The organism is Brevundimonas sp., assembly GCF_016463295.1.
Taxonomy (GTDB): Bacteria; Pseudomonadota; Alphaproteobacteria; order Caulobacterales; family Caulobacteraceae; genus Brevundimonas.
Genome location: NZ_JAEMRO010000021.1, coordinates 1 through 17605 on the forward strand (window position 1 = coordinate 1; position 17605 = coordinate 17605).

Here is a 17605-nt window from a genome sequence, read left to right on the forward strand (position 1 = left end):
TCCGCGAAGGCGGCCGCACCGTCGGCGCCGGCGTCGTGGCCAAGATCGTCGAGTAGGACATTCTTGGTGCGCTAACGCGCGGCTCGCGGAGCCGCGCTGCTTGAGCGCTCAGGCCTCAAGCCGCGAGCCTCCGCGAGGCGAGCATAGGCCAAAGTAAAGAGACGGCCCCCGGAGCGATCCGGGGGCCGTTTTCGTTGTGATTTCGGCGGCTTCACAAACAAACCCTGGCTGAACTATGGTTGCCCATCTGGGGGGATTGGATGAGTTACGACAGCCAAGTTGCCACGCCGTCGCGCGTGGAGTTCGGGCCTGCCCCGGCTGCATTCGACATGACGGCTGTTGCGTTCGGGGATCGCGATCCAAGAGCCCTGAGTTCAAATGGACTCTGCTACTGGAAGTCCCATAGCCAGTTCGACATTTCCGGCCCGGAGCCTGTCCACACGAGCCGCAGTGTCTGGCAGGTCACCGGCCACGAAGGCCTGCAGGCCGCCGCCAGTTTTACTGCCCTCTTCAATCCGAAATACGAACGGCTGGTGATCCATGCCGTGCGGGTTCATCGCGCGGGCGACATCCGCGAGGCGGGTGTGCCGGAGGCGTTCGAGGTCATCCAGCGCGAGCTGAACATGGAACGGGCGGTGTATGACGGTCGAATGACCGCCCATATGGTCATTCCCGATATCCGCGAAGGCGACATCGTCGAGACTGTCTATTCCACGATCGGGGCCAACCCTGCTCTCAAAGGCAAGTTCGCCTGGCGGTTCATCCTGCAATGGGCCGTGCCGGTCGTTGAAACGCGTTGCACGATACGCGTGGCCCCCGACCGGGCGCTGGCGATCCGTAGCCAGGGATCGGAGATTCTTCCGGTCGACGAAGTTCACGACGGTGTCAGGGTTCTGGACTGGACCGCTCGCGATGTCCCGACCTATGTGACCGATCCGGGTGCACCCCCCTGGTTTACCGGATTCTCGAGTGTTCACGTCGCCGATGAGGGCTGCTGGGCCGACGTCTCCGACATCTTCAGACCGTATTATGAGGGCTCCGCCGATCTCCCGGCGGACCTGGCGGATCAGGTCGGTGCGCTGAAGGCCGCCGAGCAGGCACCCGAACAGCGCGTGGTCGGGGCCTTGCGACTGGTGCAGAGTAGCGTGCGCTACCACTCAGTCAGCATCGGGGAGGGCGGCTATCGCCCCAGACCGGTCGCTGATATCTGGCGAGCCCGATATGGCGACTGCAAGGATGTCTCCGTCCTTCTGACGGCTATGCTCAGGGCCATGGAGATCGACGCCGTCTGTGCCCTCGTCGATACCGTCGCCGGCGAAGACCTGTCAGATGGGCTGGCGCATGTGATGGCCTTCAACCATTGCATCGTACGGGTCAGGCTGGACGGCAAGACATACTGGCTGGACCCGACCTCTGCACCCCAGGCGGGCGACCTGGCCCGCCTGACGCAGGCGGCGTTCGGTCATGCCTTGCCGCTGGTGGCGCAGGCGGATCTTGAGATCATGCCCGAGCTGCCACAGGTCACGGTTTGCGACACGGTCGAGACCTGGAGTTTCCATGCGACGATGGACAAGCCTGCCGACCTGGCCATGACCACGACGTATCGAAGCTGGCGTGCAGACAGTACGCGGCACTGGATCGCCAATCAGGGCCACGCGAACATGGCCAAGGCGATGAAGGAAGGGCTGGAGAAGGAGCTGCGGTCACCGCTCGTGCCGCTGGCCGATGTCACGGTCGTGGATGACGTCGCGTCCAACCAGCTGGTTGTTCGGGAACATTATTCGGTGGAGAACCCCTTCAATGCCGACCGCTATTCGACAGGCGAGCGGTTCTATTCCCGAGACGACATCGTGGGGCCGCAGCTTTCGGAACTTGGCCCTGACGAACGTCGGGCTCCGCTGCAGTTGGGTCTGAGACGGCGGGTGGCGACCCAGCGGATATTCCGCTTTGCCAACCACCCCTCCATCAGCGAGTGGCAGGAGCGCGTGACCGGTCCGTCCGGGCTTGTGCTGGATACCAGCTTCGAGTGGCGTACGCCGACAGAGGCTGTCCATAACATCGCCCTGACGGTGGGCCAGAGGTACCTGCCCGCTGAAGAGGCGCAGGCCTATCGGACGTTTGTGACCCAAGCGCGCAACCTTAACGGCATCAGCTTTTCGCTGACGCCCGGCCAAGGCAAAAAGTCGGTCAAGTCATCCGAAACGCCATGGGGTTGGATCATCTGGATCGGTGTGGTGCTGGTCCTCATCACCAGTCGTGTCCTGACCGGGTAGCGCAATCTGGTTTGGGGCGGTTTTCCCCTGCCGATTGAAAGCGACTTGTGCCTGAACCTGATCGCCGTCTTTAACGTTCACCACGGACGTTAAGGATTTGGTAATCATGATGCGAGCGATACGCACCGGTCTTTTCATCGGGATCATCATCGGCATGTCGGCCTGCGCGACCCCGCCGAGCGAGGGATTCAGGCCCGGGGCCTATGGATCGGTCGATGCGGGGCGCAGCGGGTCCTGAGGCAAGGTCTCTGGTGCTTTGGCAGGAAACCGTGGCGCGGGCGGTGATTTGCCACTATCATGACAGATGCGGACCGCCGACTGTTGCACCGCGCCGGTTCCGCCTCACTAGATGTTAGCCATCGCCATCGTCGTCGTACTGCTGCTCGTGGTGCTGAACGGCCTGTTCGCCATGACCGAGCTTGCGGTCGTTTCCTCGCGCAAATCCAGACTTCAGAGCCGGGCCGAGCGGGGCGACAAGGGGGCGAGGGCCGCCCTGAAGCTGTCGGAAAATCCGACCCATTTCCTGTCCGCCGTCCAGGTCGGCATCACCGCCATCGGCATTCTGGCCGGTGCCTATGGTCAGGCGACCATAGCCGGCGAGCTGGACCGGATCCTGACGGCTGCCTTTCCGGCGCTGGACGCCTATACCCAGATCTTCTCCACGGCCCTGGTGGTCATCTGCATCACCTATGTCTCGCTGATCGTCGGCGAACTGGTGCCCAAGCGGCTGGCGCTGATCTTCCCCGAATCGATCGCGGCCAAGATGGCGGCCCCAATCTCGACCCTGGCGATCGTCCTGCATCCGTTCGTCGTCCTGCTGACGGCCTCGACGTCCGGCATATTGAAGATCATCGGCGTCAAGGATCGCGACGGCTCCGACGTCACCCAGGAAGAGGTCGAGACCATGATTGCGGAGGGTACTTCCGCCGGTCTGATCGAACCTGAAGAGCAGGAGATGATCGAGGAAATCCTGCGCCTCGGCGACCGCCCGGTGAAGGTCGCGATGACACCACGTCACGAGGTGTTCTGGGTCGCGCTGGACGATTCGGAAGAGGTGCTGCGCGAAGAGGTGCGGACCTGCCCCTATTCGCGGATCGTGGTCGCGCGCGAGAGCGACGTCGATAATCCGCTGGGCGTCGTGCACAAGAAGGACCTGCTGGACAGCCTGCTGGACAACGGCGAGTTCAATATCGAGAAATACGTCCAGGTCCCGGCCTTTATTCCGCAGTCCTCCTCGGTGCTGAAGGCGCTGGAGATCATGAAGGGCTCCAAGGTCCACATGGTCTTCGTCGTCGACGAATACGGTGCCTTCGAAGGCGTGGTGACGGCGACCGACCTGCTGGAAATGATCGCGGGCGACTTCAACGAAGGCCACGACGAACTGCACGCCTATGTGCGCCAGCGCGAGGACGGCAGCTGGCTGGTCGACGGCCGCACCGACCTGGACGAATTGGCGGATACGCTTGGCGAGGACTTCGGCGAGAACGAAAGCTTCCACACCGTCGCGGGCCTGATCCTGCACCAGTTGTCGCGCGTACCCGACGAGGGCGAGGTGCTGCAGGTCGGACGCTTCGAGGTCGAGATCATCGACATGGACGACCGACGGATCGACAAGCTGATCTTCCGCCAGCTGGTCAAGGCTGAAGACGAGGCGCGCGCCGTCGCCGAGCATCTGGACGAATAGGGGCGGGGGCACCGATAGCCCTTGAAAACCCCGTGCCGGTCGGGCATACGCCCCGGTCTGGCGATACGCACGCGCCGTCGGGGAAACCCACGGCGCGTTGTGTTTTGTCCGGAACCTGAAGGAGTGTAGCTCAGCTGGTAGAGCATCGGTCTCCAAAACCGAGGGTCGTGGGTTCGAGTCCCTCCACTCCTGCCATTTTACCCCTGTCGCCGCCGGGTGGGACTTCCCATCTGGTGGGCAGGATCAAGAGTTGAAGAGACGTCAGATGGCCAAGGCCAAGACCCCCAAGGGTCGTCGCACCCCCAATGTCCAGGTCAGCCAGCCCGTTCTGGCCGGTCAGGCCGTGGGCGCCGACGCGCCGACGCCGAAGAAGCGGACTTCCATCCCGCAGTTCTTCAGCCAGGTCCGCGCCGAGGGTCGCAAGATCGTCTGGCCGTCGCGCAAGGAGACCTGGATCACCTCGGTGATGGTCTTCATCATGGTCCTGATCGCGGCCGTATTCTTCTGGATCGTCGACTGGGGTCTGGCCAAGATCTCGCTCTTCGTCCTGTCCATCGGCCAATAAGGAGACGCGCCCATGACGGATGCAGCGCCCAAGCCCGCCCCCAATCCCCGCCACAAGTGGTACATCGTCCAGGCCTATTCGAACTTTGAAAAGAAGGTCGCCCAGCACCTGACCGATCAGGCCAAGCAGCAGGGGCTGTCGGACCATTTCTCCGAAATCCTGGTGCCGACCGAGGACGTCGTCGAGATCCGTCGCGGTCGCAAGGTGAACTCCGAGCGGAAGTTCTTCCCCGGCTATGTGCTGGTGCGGATGGAACTGACGGACGAGGCCTATCACCTGGTCAAGAACACGCCCAAGGTCACGGGTTTTCTGGGTGCCGCGGGCGGCACCAAGCCGCTGCCGGTCTCGGAGCGTGAGGTCCAGAACATCATCGGGGCCGTGGAAGAGGGCGTCGAGCGTCCCAAGCCCACCATCCATTTCGACATCGGCGAGACCGTCAAGGTCATCGACGGCCCGTTCGCCAGCTTCGATGGCCAGGTCGAAAGCGTCGACGAGGATGCGGCCCGCCTGCGCGTCGCCGTGTCGATCTTCGGCCGCCCCACGCCGGTCGATCTGGAATACAGCCAGGTGGAGAAGGTCGCGGCCTGATCGCGTCGCCTGAGGTACGATCCTTGTGACGGCGGCTCTGTTCGAGCCGCCGTTTTTTTTGGCGTCAGGGACCGTCAGTTGATGAACCGCCTCCCTGAAAACAATGTGCGCCCGGCCATTGTCGGCAAGGGGAAGCAAGCGTGTTCAAAGCGGTGTCTCGCTATATGACGCTGACCGTGATCTGGGCTCTGGCGATGGCCTTCGCGACGGTCGCCTGGCCTGCGGCAGCGAAGTCGAACGCTTGCCCGGCAGGCAACTATGCCACGTCCGGGATTGGATGGAACGGGTGCGCCCCAATACCCGGATACAACGATGCTTCGGCCTCGGCCTCATCCTCGGTTTACTCGCCTTCTGATCATTATTCGTCCCCATCCCCTGCGGCCGGCGTGGCGGACCAGATGTTTTCGCGCGGCTATTATCAGTCGCCCGAATACTATGTGATGATGAATGTGCTGCTGGGTGATCCCATCCCGGAAGAGGTCCAGCGGGAACTGGGAATCCGGCGGCCAGCTTTGCCCGAAGGCAGCCGGATCGTTCACGAGTCGGCTGCCGGTAGCTGGATCCTCCTGCGGACATCGAGCCTGCCTGGGCAGGGCTGTACGGTGTCATTCACGCAGAATGGCCAGACACTGATTCTGTCAGGGCCCGATGGTCCTCGGCCGGGTGCCATAACATTCATGGGCCCCCGCATTCCCGGCGGCCGACAGGGCGAGGCAAGCCTGGTGTCTATGCGTCTATCCGCCGACGCGCGCGGCACGGATGTCAAAGCGATCGTCATGAGAGCCGAAGAACGCGGTGTAGCGATCATCCCGACGGTCATCGAGGACACACTGGCCAGCATAGGAGACCGCGAGACCGTCAATCTGGAACGGGACGACGACATCCTGGTCAGCGTGGAAACCCACGAGGCGTTCAAGGCGCGGGATGCACTTCGGGAATGTCTGGCCGCTCGCTGATATCCTGACGAATATCTTGTCGATATCATTGCGCATTGCATTTCGTACATCGCAGAGCATTGTTCGGTCAGCCCATTCTATTTTGAGATCTTTGTGAGCCGGTTTCAGAGGATGCACGATGCGAACGCGTGAGATTCTGGCGGCTGCAGGATTTGCAGACGAGACGGCCGCTTTGGCTCGCATCGGCGAAATCGTAGGCGGTCGCGGCCGGATCCCGACCTATCTCGACAACCGGATGATCGATGTCCTGCGCGGTGGTTCGGCGTCGGACCGGGACATGGAGATGCTCCGGCACTACGCTCGCCGTCTGTCGGGTACCACCCCGCGCTTCTGCAGCTGGACGCAGAGAGAGGAACAACTGGCCGGGTTCAAATGCGACACCGAACTCGACCTGCATTCCATGCTCTACAGCCAGGGGGCGGGTGACGTGTTTCAATGGCGTGGGCGGGACTGCTTCAAGACCCTTTATGAACTGGCACTGTATCCCATGCTGGTGGCGGAGATCCGGCCTGGCAGCCTTATCGAGCTTGGCGCGGGCCGAGGGGGGTCGGCGGCCTGGTTCGCCGACCTGTGCAAGGCGCTGGACTTGCCGATCACAATCCATGCGGTCGATCTGCAGGTCGAGGATGGCGTCGAAGGCGCGATCAGATACCATCGGCGGGATTGTATCGACTGGGTGAAGGCGACATCCGCCGAGCGACGCGATCGAGCCTCGCCCCTGATTGTGATCGAAGATTTCCATGGCGATCTTGAACGGACGCTGGCCGCGCTGGACGATCTGCTACAGCCTGGAGACTATCTCGTGATCGAGGATGCGATCCCCAAACAGTCTGCCATGGCGCGGAGCTTGCGGGAGCGACCCTATGTGATCGACACGCGATACACAGACTTTTTCGGGATAAACTGCACGAGCGCGATCAACGGCATTCTCAAGCGCGTCTGATCGGCTGCGATGTTGTCATAGACATCCAGATTGCCATCCCCGTCCCCTTCAGCTATAGGCGCGCCTCGCTCTGAACAGGGCGGTGCGGGTTCGCTCGCACAAATCCGTGGGAGGCAGCCATGCCAGACCACGGCTCACCGGTCCTGATTGAGTTCAGGGCCATCACAGGAGAGACCAATGGCCAAGAAGATCCTCGGCTATATCAAGCTGCAGGTGCCGGCCGGCAACGCCACGCCGTCGCCCCCGATCGGCCCGGCACTGGGCCAGCGCGGCGTCAACATCATGGGCTTCGTCAAGGAGTTCAACGCGCGCACCGAGAAGGAGGTCAAGGGCACGCCCCTGCCGACCGTGATCACGGTCTACCAGGACAAGAGCTTCACCTTCGTCACCAAGACCCCGCCTGCGACCCACTACATCAAGCAGGCCGCCGGCATCACTTCGGCGTCGAAACTGCCGGGCCGCGAAGTGGCCGGCAAGATCAAGCGCAGCCAGCTGCGTGAGATCGCCGAAAAGAAGATGAAGGATCTGAACGCGAACGACCTGGACGCCGCGACCAAGATCATCGAAGGCTCGGCTCGCGCCATGGGCCTCAACGTCGTGGAGGGCTGAGCACATGGCCAAGCAAACCAAGGCTCAAAAGGCCCGCACCGGTGATACCCTGGCCCTGATGCCGTTCTCGGACGCCATCGCCGCCGTCAAGGACAACGCCAAGGCCAAGTTCGACGAATCCATCGAGATCGCGGTCAACCTGGGCGTCGATCCCCGTCACGCCGACCAGCAGGTCCGCGGCGTGGTCAACCTGCCGTCGGGCACGGGTCGTGACGTTCGCGTCGCCGTCTTCGCCAAGGACGCCAAGGCTGACGAAGCCCGCGCGGCCGGCGCCGAATACGTCGGTGCCGAGGATCTGTACGAGCAGATCAACGGTGGCCTGATGGACTTCGACCGCGTCATCGCCAGCCCCGACATGATGGCCCTGGTGGGTCGTCTGGGTAAGGTTCTGGGTCCGCGCGGCCTGATGCCCAACCCCAAGGTCGGCACCGTGACCCCGAACGTCGCCCAGGCCGTCAAGGACGCCAAGGGCGGTGCGGTCGAGTTCCGCGTCGAAAAGGCCGGTATCGCCCACGGCGGCATCGGCAAGGCCTCCTTCACCCAGGAAGCCCTGGAAGCCAACGTCAAGGCCTATGTCGACGCCCTGAACCGCGCCAAGCCGGCCGGTGCCAAGGGGACCTATGTGAAGCGTATCACCCTGTCGTCCACGATGGGCCCGGGCTTCAAGGTCGATCCGGCGTCTCTCGCCTAACGGCGACAGGCTACAAAGAATGAAGGGCGGCGGTCGCAGGATCGCCGCCCTTTTTCGTGCTCGCCAAGCCACCGCGGCTTCCTGGCTCCAGGCGGCCATGCGAGCATGTTGCCATGTCGGGGCCAACTGAGTCAGTTGCGAACAGTGAGGCGGAGCCGCGTCCGCCCGCGCTGTCCTATGGTGCGCTGTTCCTGAAATTCCTGCGGTTCGGCCTGCTGGCCTTCGGCGGGCCGGTGGCGCAGATCGGCATGATCCGGCGTGATCTCGTCGAGCGCGAAGGATGGATGTCCGGCGCACGGTTCAACCGGTTGCTGGCCGTCATGCAGGCCCTGCCGGGGCCGGAAGCGCATGAGCTGTGCGTACACATGGGCATGCGGGCGCGAGGCCGGATCGGGGGCATACTGGCGGGCCTGGGCTTCATGCTGCCGGGTCTTCTGCTGATGCTGGGTCTGGCCTGGGCCTATTTCCTGATCGACTTCGACCGGCCCTGGATCGCGGGTGCCATACTGGCCGTTCAAGCCGTGGTCATCGGACTGATCCTAAGGGCGGTGCATCGCATCGGTGCACATGTCCTGCACGATCGAGGGCTGTGGCTGCTGGCCATCGGATCGGGCGTGGCGACGCTGGCAGGGGTCAGTTTCTGGATCGTCCTGCCCGCTGCGGGGGCCATCCATGCGCTGCGAGCGCTCGGCAAATCGTGGCTGGCCACCGTGGTCGCAGCGGGCGCGACGCTGCTGGCCATAGTTCTGACGGTCACAGGCACCGCGCCGTCCATGCCCGACCTGACGCAGGCCGGAACGGACGTGGCCGGGCCAGGGAATGCCTCGGGATGGCTGATCTTCCTGTCGGGCCTGAAGGCCGGGCTGCTGACCTTCGGTGGTGCCTATACGGCCATCCCTTTCATGCGTCAGGACATGGCGGGCCGGCGCTGGATCAGCGACGGGCAGTTCCTGGACGGGGTGGCGCTGGCCGGTGTCTTGCCCGCGCCCCTGATCATCTTCGCGACCTTCGTCGGCTATGTGGCGGGCGGGTTCGGAGGGGCCATGGCCATGACGGCGGGCGTCTTCCTGCCGGCCTTCGCCTTTTCGCTGATCTTCTACGAGCGGCTGGAGAGCCTGCTGGACATCAAGGCGATCCGGGCGCTGCTGGACGGGGTGACCGCCGGCGTAGTGGGACTGATTGCGGCGACCGGTCTGCAACTGGCGGCCGGACTGATGGCCGAGGCTGGCGCGCCGGTTCGGGTCGCGGTTCTGGCGGGCGTCGCCGTGCTGGGTCTGGTCGTAGCCTATCGGTGGAAAAGCGGCTGGGCCGTGCCGGTACTGATCGGCCTGGCGGGTCTGATCGGTGCCGCGATGCTGGGGCGCTAGGTCAATTGGCGGTTGCATTGGCCGGGCGAACATCGAAAGGTGAAGGGGTACCTCTGGGGAGCCGTCACCATGCGCAGTCTGATTATCGCCGTCGCGGCCCTGTGCCTTACCGGGCCTGCGGCCTTGGCCCAGGAAGCATCCTCACAGGATCAGCTTGTCGTCGTCGCCGCCCCCGATCCGCGCCTGGCCCTGGCCGACCGCTATCTGGCCCTGACTGTCGATCTGGATGTCGACAAGATGATGCGCGAGCAGATGGAGGAGGGTTTTGCCGGCAGCGAGGCGACAGAGGAACAGCGCGTCTGGATGACCGAGCAGATGACCGCTCTTTATGAGACCGTCATCGACAAGGCGATGCTGGACATGCGCGGTGATGTCGCGGAACTTTATACCCAGCCGGAACTGGAAGCTCTGGTGGCGTTGTATGAAAGCCCGCTTGGCCCGTCGCTGGCCCGCAAGAACATGCAGGCCGGCATGCTGATGCAGGAGGCCATGATGCCTCACCTCCTGACCGGAATGACCGATGTGTTCGAGAAATACTGCCTGCGCTTCGACTGCGAGGCGATGGGGGCGGCGGCGGCCAAGCAGAGTGGTGCGGGCCGCTAGGGGTTATCCGTATACGGATGACTTGACGCGTGGGCATGCGCGGGGGACGACAGCCGCATGATCGACCCCCCCATCCGCACCGAACGCGCCGAGCGCCGCCAGGTCGCGGCCCTGTGCTGGCGGCGTGGAGAACAGGGGCTGGAGATACTGCTGGTCACGTCGCGCGAGACCCGGCGCTGGGTCACGCCCAAAGGTGGCCGCATGCCGGGGCTGACGGACGCCCGGGCCGCCGCCGTCGAGGCGCTGGAGGAGGCGGGGGTCGAGGGCAGGATCGCCGATCACCCGATCGGCACCTTCCGCTATCTGAAATGGCTGAGGCGCGGCGAAGGGCGCTGGTGCGTGGTGTCGCTGTTTCCCCTGGAAGTCACCGTCGAGCATGCCACCTGGCAGGAGCAGCATGAGCGCACGCGTCAGTGGATGTCGGCCGAGCAGGCGGCCAGCCGCGTCAACGAAGCCGATCTGGCAGCGCTCATCCTGGCCTTCGCCGGCTGACGACTTGTGCGAACGTCGTCATCGCGAGAGACTGAATGCAAACAGGGGGATGACCATGCGTTTGATGTTTGTGATTGCCGGCGTGGCGCTGGCTGGATCGGTGCTGATGCCTACGATGGTGCAGGCCAGGGTTGGGGCCGAGGTCCAGCAGGCGGCTTCCAGTCAGCCCTCGGCCCGGCAGCTGGAACTGACCCGGCAGTACATCAATCTGCTGATGACGGACCAGCTGGAGGGCGCGATCCGCGAGATGGTCGGCGACGAGATGGCGAACGACACCTCGGCACCGGCCCTGCCTGCCGAGGATCGTCGCTTCATCCTGGATCTGACGGCCGAAATGACGACCGATATGGTGCCCCTGATGGTGCAGGAGATGGTGCCCGTCTATGCCGCCGTGTTCACGGAAGAAGAGCTGATGGCCCTGATCGCCTTCTACGACAATCCGCTGGGACGGTCGATCGCGGACAAGTCCATCATCGTCATGCCCGAGGCCAACCGCGCCATCATGTCGGTGGTTCCGCAGATGCTGGAGAAGATGGCCCTGCGGATGTGTCAGCATTACCAGTGCACGCCGGAGGAACTGGAGGAGATGCGGCGCGGAATGCGCGAAGGGTTCGAAACGGGTTCCGGTGAGAGCGTAGCCGCGGCACCCCGCCGCAAGTAGGACGCGGCCGAGGTCAGTCGTCACGGTTGCGCCGTCGCGTCGGCATCCCCACAACGAAGGACATGAACGCACATGTCCCGCCTCCGACCGCCCATACCGACGCCCCCCTGTGGGATTTGTCCGACCTGTATCCCTCGCGCGAGGACGCCTCGGTGCAGGCCGATCTGGATCGCGCGGCGGAGGTCGTGGGCCGGCTGAACGGGTTCGAGGGCCTGCTGGTCGCGGCGCGTGGCGATGCGGCGGTGCTGGGAGAACGCCTCGATCAGGCGATCACCCTGTACGAACAGGCGTCGGACCTGCTGGGTGCGCTGGGGGCCTATGCCTTTCTGTCGGCCTCGACCGATCGCGGCGATGCGGCGGCGCAGGGGTTCGAGGGCACGCTGAGGGAGAAGATCACCACCATCGTGACGCCCACCGTCTGGGTCACGCTGGAGATCAATCAGCTGGAAGAGGCCGAGATCGAGGCGGCGCTGGTCGCCCATCCGGCCGCCGCGCGATGGACGCCCTGGCTGCGCCGGGTGCGGGCGATGAAGCCCCATGAGCTGTCGCAGGAGCTGGAGACCTTTCTGGCCGAGCGCGGGCCGATCAGCGCCCAGTGGCCGCGCCTGTTCGACGAGACCCTGGCGGCGATCCGGGTCCGGGCCGGCAAGGAATCGCTCACCCTCGCCGAGGCCCTGAACCAACTGTCCGACGCCAAGGCGGCGCGGCGCAAGGCGGCGGCCGAAGGGCTGAGCGAGGCCCTCGGCGCGCGGACGCAGACGATGGCCCTGGTGCTGAACACGGTCGCGGCGGACAAGGCACTGGAGGACCGCTGGCGCGGGTTCAAACGTCCCGCAGACGGTCGCCATCTGGCCAATGAGGTGGACGGTGAGGCCGTGGATGCGATGGCCGAGGCGGTGGCGGCGGCCTATCCGCGCCTGTCGCACCGCTACTATGCGCTGAAGGCGCGGGCGATGGGGCGGGCGACGCTGGACCAGTGGGACCGCAATGCGCCGCTGGAGGAGAAGGTCGCACCCCGCCGCTATGGCTGGAGCCAGGGGCGCGATCTGGTGCTGGAAAGCTTCGCCGATCTGGGCGGGGATTTCGCGGATCGGGTCCAGACCTTCTTCGACAAGCCGTGGATCGACGGGCGGGCGCGGCCGGGCAAGCAGTCGGGGGCCTATGCCCACCCGGTGACGGCGGACCGGCACCCCTATGTGTTTCTGAACTGGATGGGCGAGCGGCGCGACGTACTGACCCTGGCGCATGAGCTGGGGCATGGCGTGCACCAGACGCTGGCGGCGGGGCAGGGCTCCCTGCTGGCCGACACCCCCCTGACCCTGGCCGAGACGGCGTCGATCTTCGCCGAGGGGCTGACCTTCGACCGGCTGCTGGCGACCGCGCCCAAGGCCGAGCAGCGCGGCCTGCTGGCCGGACGGATCGAGGACGGACTGAATACCGTGGTGCGCCAGATCGCCTTCCACCGTTTCGAGACGCGCTTCCATGACGAGCGGGCGGGCGGCGAGGTGTCGGTCGAGCGGATCGGCGAAATCTGGCTGGAGGAAATGGGCGCGTCGCTGGGCCCCTCCGTGACGCTGAACCCCGGCTATGAGCACTGGTGGAGCTATGTCAGCCACTTCGTCCACTCGCCCTTCTACGTCTATGCCTATGCCTTCGGCGACCTACTGGTGGCGGCGCTGATGGAGACGCGGGCCAAGGATCCTCAAGGCTTCACACCGCTGTACCGTGAGCTGTTGGCCGGAGGCGGGACCAAGGGCTATGTCGAGGCGCTGAAGCCCTTCGGTCTCAATCCGCGCGACCCCGCGTTCTGGACCATCGGCACTCGGCGGCTGGAAGGCCTGATCGACCAGTTCGAACGTCTGGCTTGAGCCTGAGCGCAGGGCCGCTATAAGGCACCCACCATTCCGAATGAGTCCTTTGGATACCCCCATGGCCGACCCGCACACCGCCGACGTCCACGACAGCCACGACGCCTATGCGCGCGGCACCCAGGAAATCAGCGAGCAGGTCGCGACCTTCAACCTGTTCCAGGGTCTGACCAAGTGGGGCTCGCTGGCGGTTGCGGCCATCCTGGCCTTCCTGACCGTCTGGTTCATGCCGGGCGGCAGCTTCATGGCGGGCGCGATCGTGTTCGTCGTCCTGCTGGTCGGCGGCGGCTTCTTCCTGCGGTCGCCCAAGTCGGCGGCGCACTAGGCAGCAACCAGGCGGCACCTCAGGCGATCAGCGACAGCCACTCGTCTTCGGTCAGCACCGTGACGCCATGTTTCTGGGCGTCCGCCAGTTTCGAGCCGGCGCCCGGGCCGGCGACCAGATAATCGGTCTTTTTCGACACAGACCCTGACACCTTGGCGCCGAGACTTTCTGCACGGGCCTTGGCCTCGTCGCGGGTGAAGCGCTCGAGGCTTCCGGTGAAGACCACGGTCTTGCCGGCGACGGGGGTATCGGATTTCGGGCGTTCGGCGTCTTCGATCTGGTCCAGCTGTTCGACCAGGCGATCGACCATCGCGCGGTTGTGTGGCTCCCTGAAGAACAGGGCCAGGGCGCGGGCCGCGACGGGTCCGACCCCGGCCACGCCGGCGATCTGTCCCAGCGAATCCGACGGGCCGTCCTCGCGCGCGACCCGCGCCAGTTCGACCAGATCGGCCCAGCTGTCGGCCAGCGTCGCCAAGCCTCGTCGCGCTGGGGCGGCCAGACCGGGAAAGGCGAGGGCGATCTTCTGATCGATCGGCGCGTCGGGCCAGGGGTCCTGTGCAGGCGGCGTCGCGGCGGCCAGGGCCGCGATGACCCGGGGTGAGACCGCATGGGTTTCGGACAGTCGTACCCAGGCCTCGGAGGCGATGCCGGACGATGCAGCGACGCAGGCGGCCTCGAAGGCGGGCCAGCTCTCGAAGGCGCGGGCCAGGACGATCGAGGTCTGTTCCCCAATATCGCGTACGCCCAGGCCGTAGATGAAGCGGTCCAGGCTGATGGTCCGGCGGGCGTCGATGCCGGCGACCAGATTCCGCACACTGGTCTCGCCATAGCCGTCCTCGACGCGAAGCTCGGCCAGGCGGGGTTCGTCGCGGGCGAGTCGGAAGATGTCGGCGGGTTCGATGATCCAGCCGCGCTCATGGAAGGCGATCAGCTGCTTTTCCCCAAGACCCTCGATGTCGAAGGCGCGGCGGCTGACGAAATGCTTCAGGTGTTCGATGCGCTGGAACGGACAGGCCAGTTCGCCGGTGCAACGACGCACGACGGATTCGACGCCCGAGGCATTGGTTTCCTTGACCAGCGGGGTCTTCAACGGACAGGCGCAGGCGGTCGGGAATTCGTAGGGCTCGGCGCGGCCCGGGCGGTCCGGATCGACGACGTTCAGGATCTGGGGGATGACGTCGCCGGCGCGTTGCAGGGTGACGGTATCACCGAGCCGTACGTCCAGCCGGGCGATCTCGTCGGCGTTGTGCAGGGTGGCGTTGCGGACCACGACGCCGCCGACCGTGACCGGATGCAGCCGGGCGACCGGGGTGTGCGAGCCGGTGCGACCGACCTGGATGTCGATGCCCTCCAGCACCGTCGTCGCCTGCTGGGCCGGAAACTTGTGGGCGATGGCCCAGCGGGGGGTCCGGGCGACGAAGCCCAGCCGCTGTTGCCAGTCCAGCCGGTCGACCTTGTAGACTACGCCGTCGATGTCATAGCCGAGGCTGGCGCGGTCGGTTTGCAGGCCGTCGTAAAGGGCGATCAGGCCCGCCAAGTCCTCGACGCGGGCCGAGCGGGGATTGACCGGAAAGCCCCAGCTTGCCAGCGCCTTGAGCGCTTCGGCTTGAGTCTCGGCGACTGGCGACGAGACCTCGCCCCAGGCGTAGGCAAAGAACCGCAGCGGTCTTTTCGCGGTAATCGCCGCATCCTTCTGGCGTAGCGAGCCGGCGGCGAAGTTGCGGGGGTTGGCATAGGTCCGCTGGCCGGCGGCCTCTGCGGCGGCGTTGAAGGCGGCGAAGGCGTCATTGGGGGCATAGACCTCGCCGCGCACCTCGATGATGTTCGGCCAGCCGGTGCCGGACAGGCGTTCGGGGATATCATCAAGGGTGCGGAGGTTGGCGGTGACGTCCTCGCCGGTTCGCCCGTCGCCGCGTGTCGCGCCGCGTACCAGCACGCCGTCCTCGTAGCGGAGGCTGGCGGACAGGCCGTCGATCTTGGGCTCGGCGACGAAGGCGATGGGTTCGTCGCCCGGCAGCTTCAGGAAACGGGCGATGCGGGCCACGAAGTCGCGCACCTCGCCCTCGTCGAAGGCGTTGTCGAGCGACAGCATGGGCACGCCGTGCCGCACCGGCGCGAACTGGGTCGAGACGGCGGCCCCCACGGCCTGCGACGGGCTGGCTTCGGTCGTCAACGCGGGGAACCGCGCCTCTATGGCCAGGGCGCGGCGTTTCAGGGCGTCATAGTCGGCGTCCGAAATCTCGGGCGCGTCTTCAGTGTGATAAAGGGCGTCGTGATGCGCCAGTTCGGCGGTCAGGCGGGCCAGCTCGGCGGCGGCCTGGGCTTCGGTCAGGGTATCGAGGGGTTCGGACATCAGTTCATCCCTTCCTGAACGGCGACAGGTCTTCGGTCATGGCGGCGATCTCGGCTTCGACGGCCGGGCGCTCGCCCTCAAGATAACGCGCCACCGGCTCGCGCAGGGCCGGATCGGCGATCCAGTGGGCCGAATAGACGGGAGAGGGCAGGTAGCCACGCGCGATCTTGTGCTCGCCTTGCGCCCCCGCCTCGACCCGCGACAGGCCCCGCGCGATGGCGAACTCTATGGCCTGATAATAGCAGAGCTCGAAATGCAGGAAGGGGACCTCGTCCAGCGCCCCCCATTGCCGCCCGTACAGGGCCTCGTCACCGATGAAGTTCAGGGCTCCGGCGATCGGTGCGCCGTCACGGAACGCCATGACCAGGGCGATGCGGTCGGCCATGGTCGCGCCGATCCGTTCGAAGAAGTCCCGCGTCAGATAGGGGCGTCCCCATTTCCGGCTGCCGGTGTCCATGTAGAAGGCGAAGAAGGCGTCCCAGTGTGCAGGCTCGAGGTCGCGTCCGGTCAGCACCCGGATGTCCAGCCCGGCCTGGGCGTCGCGACGCTCGCGCCGGATGGTCTTGCGCCGGTTGGACGACAGGGCCATCAGAAAGTCGTCGAAGGTGCCATAGCCGTCGTTGCGCCAGACATATTGCATGTCCTCGCGCAGCAGCAGCCCGGCCTCGCCCATGGCCCGCCAGTCGGCCTGGGTCGGGAAGTTGATGTGCAGCGACGAGACGCCCAGCCTCTCGACCAGGGCCGTCGCGCCCTGCAGCAGGGCGAGGCGCACCGTGGTCTCGTCGGCGAACGGATGGGCCAGGAAGCGCGGCCCGGTCACGGGCGTGAAGGGCACGGCCCCCAGCAATTTTGGGTAATACTGGCCGCCCGCCCGCTCATAGGCGTCGGCCCAGCTGTGGTCGAAGACGTATTCGCCCTGGCTGTGGCCCTTGAGCCAGAGCGGCATGACACCGGTCACCCGCCGCTGGTCGTCGCGCAGACACAGGTGTCGTCCGGCCCAGCCCTGACGCGGCACGGCGCTGCCCGAGGCCTCGCAGGCGTCGAGAAAATCGAAGGACAGGAAGGGGTCGCCGCTGGGCCCGGCACAGCCGTCCCATTCGGCCTTGCCGATATCCGCGACCCGATCGTGAACCGTGATGTGGAAGGTCACTGCACCTCGATGACGGCATCGACCTCGACGGCGAAGCCGAGGGGCAGGCGATAGACGCCGACGGCGGCGCGGGCGTGGCGACCCTTGTCGCCGAACACCTCGACCATCAGGTCCGAACAGCCGTTGATCACGGCGGGAATGGCGGTGAAGTCGCCGGCGGCCTGGACGAAGCCGCCCAGTTTCACGACCCGCACGACCCGCTCCAGATCGCCGTCGAGGGCGTCGTTCAGTTGCGCCAGCAGGTTGATGCCGCACAAGCGCGCGGCGGCCAGCGCCTGTTCCTGCGTAACGTCGTCACCGACCGTGCCCTTGATGCCGCCCGAGGCGTCGTTCGACAGCTGGCCCGAGATGTGGACCAGATTGCCCGTGCGGACCCAGCCGACATAGTTGGCCACGGCCTTGGCGGGCTCGGGCAGGGTGATGTTCAGTTCGGCCAGGCGGGCGGCGACGGTCATGGGGCAGGGCTCCTTGAGGACT

Annotated in this window: 17 protein-coding genes and 1 tRNA gene; 15 read left to right on the forward strand and 3 right to left on the reverse strand. The window is 65.5% G+C overall.

The annotated features are described in order from the left end of the window. Positions 1-260 precede the first annotated feature (260 nt). The 15 genes from JHC81_RS06640 (at position 261) to JHC81_RS06710 (ending at position 13625) form a co-directional block, all read left to right on the forward strand. Positions 261-2273, forward strand: coding sequence for a DUF3857 domain-containing transglutaminase family protein (locus tag JHC81_RS06640; RefSeq protein ID WP_292172334.1), 2013 nt, complete (start codon positions 261-263; stop codon positions 2271-2273). Positions 2274-2622: 349 nt separating this feature from the next. Next, positions 2623-3957: a hemolysin family protein gene (locus JHC81_RS06645; protein WP_292172335.1), complete on the forward strand. Its 1335-nt coding sequence runs from the start codon at positions 2623-2625 to the stop codon at positions 3955-3957. Between the two features lie 119 nt (positions 3958-4076). After that, positions 4077-4152: transfer RNA gene (locus JHC81_RS06650), tRNA-Trp, on the forward strand. Positions 4153-4222: 70 nt separating this feature from the next. Then, the gene (gene secE, locus JHC81_RS06655; RefSeq protein WP_292172336.1) at positions 4223-4522 is read left to right on the forward strand and encodes a preprotein translocase subunit SecE; all 300 of its coding nucleotides are present in this window, start codon (positions 4223-4225) and stop codon (positions 4520-4522) included. 12 nt (positions 4523-4534) lie between these two features. After that, complete coding sequence (gene nusG / locus JHC81_RS06660; protein ID WP_292172337.1) at positions 4535-5110, forward strand: transcription termination/antitermination protein NusG; 576 nt, start codon at positions 4535-4537, stop codon at positions 5108-5110. A gap of 164 nt (positions 5111-5274) precedes the next feature. Then, the gene (locus JHC81_RS06665; protein ID WP_292172339.1) at positions 5275-6066 is read left to right on the forward strand and encodes a hypothetical protein; all 792 of its coding nucleotides are present in this window, start codon (positions 5275-5277) and stop codon (positions 6064-6066) included. 172 nt (positions 6067-6238) lie between these two features. Beyond that, positions 6239-7009, forward strand: coding sequence for a CmcI family methyltransferase (locus JHC81_RS06670; RefSeq protein ID WP_292172341.1), 771 nt, complete (start codon positions 6239-6241; stop codon positions 7007-7009). Between the two features lie 177 nt (positions 7010-7186). Beyond that, positions 7187-7618, forward strand: a complete 432-nt coding sequence (rplK, locus tag JHC81_RS06675) for a 50S ribosomal protein L11 (protein ID WP_292172344.1) — start codon at positions 7187-7189, stop codon at positions 7616-7618. 4 nt (positions 7619-7622) lie between these two features. Next, the gene (gene rplA / locus JHC81_RS06680) at positions 7623-8309 is read left to right on the forward strand and encodes a 50S ribosomal protein L1 (protein WP_292172347.1); all 687 of its coding nucleotides are present in this window, start codon (positions 7623-7625) and stop codon (positions 8307-8309) included. Positions 8310-8422: 113 nt separating this feature from the next. Next, positions 8423-9676: a chromate efflux transporter gene (gene chrA, locus JHC81_RS06685; RefSeq protein ID WP_292172350.1), complete on the forward strand. Its 1254-nt coding sequence runs from the start codon at positions 8423-8425 to the stop codon at positions 9674-9676. Between the two features lie 69 nt (positions 9677-9745). Further along, positions 9746-10279, forward strand: coding sequence for a DUF2059 domain-containing protein (locus JHC81_RS06690; RefSeq protein ID WP_292172352.1), 534 nt, complete (start codon positions 9746-9748; stop codon positions 10277-10279). A gap of 57 nt (positions 10280-10336) precedes the next feature. Continuing rightward, positions 10337-10771, forward strand: coding sequence for an NUDIX hydrolase (locus tag JHC81_RS06695; protein WP_292172355.1), 435 nt, complete (start codon positions 10337-10339; stop codon positions 10769-10771). 55 nt (positions 10772-10826) lie between these two features. Beyond that, positions 10827-11432, forward strand: coding sequence for a DUF2059 domain-containing protein (locus JHC81_RS06700; RefSeq protein ID WP_292172358.1), 606 nt, complete (start codon positions 10827-10829; stop codon positions 11430-11432). A gap of 62 nt (positions 11433-11494) precedes the next feature. Continuing rightward, complete coding sequence (locus tag JHC81_RS06705) at positions 11495-13300, forward strand: M3 family oligoendopeptidase (protein WP_292172362.1); 1806 nt, start codon at positions 11495-11497, stop codon at positions 13298-13300. 61 nt (positions 13301-13361) lie between these two features. Then, complete coding sequence (locus JHC81_RS06710) at positions 13362-13625, forward strand: aa3-type cytochrome c oxidase subunit IV (RefSeq protein ID WP_292172365.1); 264 nt, start codon at positions 13362-13364, stop codon at positions 13623-13625. A 19-nt stretch (positions 13626-13644) separates the two neighbouring features. Here the strand turns inward: JHC81_RS06710 and ligA are convergent, their stop codons facing one another. From ligA to JHC81_RS06725, 3 genes are read right to left on the reverse strand one after another with little or no spacing between them, the layout of a single operon-like run. Next, positions 13645-15978: an NAD-dependent DNA ligase LigA gene (gene ligA, locus JHC81_RS06715; RefSeq protein WP_292172368.1), complete on the reverse strand. Its 2334-nt coding sequence runs from the start codon at positions 15976-15978 to the stop codon at positions 13645-13647. A 4-nt stretch (positions 15979-15982) separates the two neighbouring features. Next, on the reverse strand, positions 15983-17128 hold the full coding sequence (locus JHC81_RS06720) for a GNAT family N-acetyltransferase (protein WP_292172369.1): 1146 nt from the start codon (positions 17126-17128) through the stop codon (positions 15983-15985). Further along, positions 17125-17583: a RidA family protein gene (locus JHC81_RS06725; protein WP_292172372.1), complete on the reverse strand. Its 459-nt coding sequence runs from the start codon at positions 17581-17583 to the stop codon at positions 17125-17127. The genes JHC81_RS06720 and JHC81_RS06725 overlap by 4 nt, the downstream gene beginning before the upstream one ends. Positions 17584-17605 lie beyond the last annotated feature (22 nt).

What these genes read in the sequence shown, in the direction of transcription:
- JHC81_RS06640 (WP_292172334.1), top strand. Translation starts at nt 261, where the DNA reads ATGAGTTACGACAGCCAAGTTGCCACGCCGTCGCGCGTGGAGTTCGGG.
- JHC81_RS06645 (WP_292172335.1), top strand. Translation starts at nt 2,623, where the DNA reads ATGTTAGCCATCGCCATCGTCGTCGTACTGCTGCTCGTGGTGCTGAAC.
- secE (WP_292172336.1), top strand. Translation starts at nt 4,223, where the DNA reads ATGGCCAAGGCCAAGACCCCCAAGGGTCGTCGCACCCCCAATGTCCAG.
- nusG (WP_292172337.1), top strand. Translation starts at nt 4,535, where the DNA reads ATGACGGATGCAGCGCCCAAGCCCGCCCCCAATCCCCGCCACAAGTGG.
- JHC81_RS06665 (WP_292172339.1), top strand. Translation starts at nt 5,275, where the DNA reads ATGACGCTGACCGTGATCTGGGCTCTGGCGATGGCCTTCGCGACGGTC.
- rplK (WP_292172344.1), top strand. Translation starts at nt 7,187, where the DNA reads ATGGCCAAGAAGATCCTCGGCTATATCAAGCTGCAGGTGCCGGCCGGC.
- rplA (WP_292172347.1), top strand. Translation starts at nt 7,623, where the DNA reads ATGGCCAAGCAAACCAAGGCTCAAAAGGCCCGCACCGGTGATACCCTG.
- chrA (WP_292172350.1), top strand. Translation starts at nt 8,423, where the DNA reads ATGTCGGGGCCAACTGAGTCAGTTGCGAACAGTGAGGCGGAGCCGCGT.
- JHC81_RS06690 (WP_292172352.1), top strand. Translation starts at nt 9,746, where the DNA reads ATGCGCAGTCTGATTATCGCCGTCGCGGCCCTGTGCCTTACCGGGCCT.
- JHC81_RS06695 (WP_292172355.1), top strand. Translation starts at nt 10,337, where the DNA reads ATGATCGACCCCCCCATCCGCACCGAACGCGCCGAGCGCCGCCAGGTC.
- JHC81_RS06700 (WP_292172358.1), top strand. Translation starts at nt 10,827, where the DNA reads ATGCGTTTGATGTTTGTGATTGCCGGCGTGGCGCTGGCTGGATCGGTG.
- JHC81_RS06705 (WP_292172362.1), top strand. Translation starts at nt 11,495, where the DNA reads ATGAACGCACATGTCCCGCCTCCGACCGCCCATACCGACGCCCCCCTG.
- JHC81_RS06710 (WP_292172365.1), top strand. Translation starts at nt 13,362, where the DNA reads ATGGCCGACCCGCACACCGCCGACGTCCACGACAGCCACGACGCCTAT.
- ligA (WP_292172368.1), bottom strand. Translation starts at nt 15,978, where the DNA reads ATGTCCGAACCCCTCGATACCCTGACCGAAGCCCAGGCCGCCGCCGAG.
- JHC81_RS06725 (WP_292172372.1), bottom strand. Translation starts at nt 17,583, where the DNA reads ATGACCGTCGCCGCCCGCCTGGCCGAACTGAACATCACCCTGCCCGAG.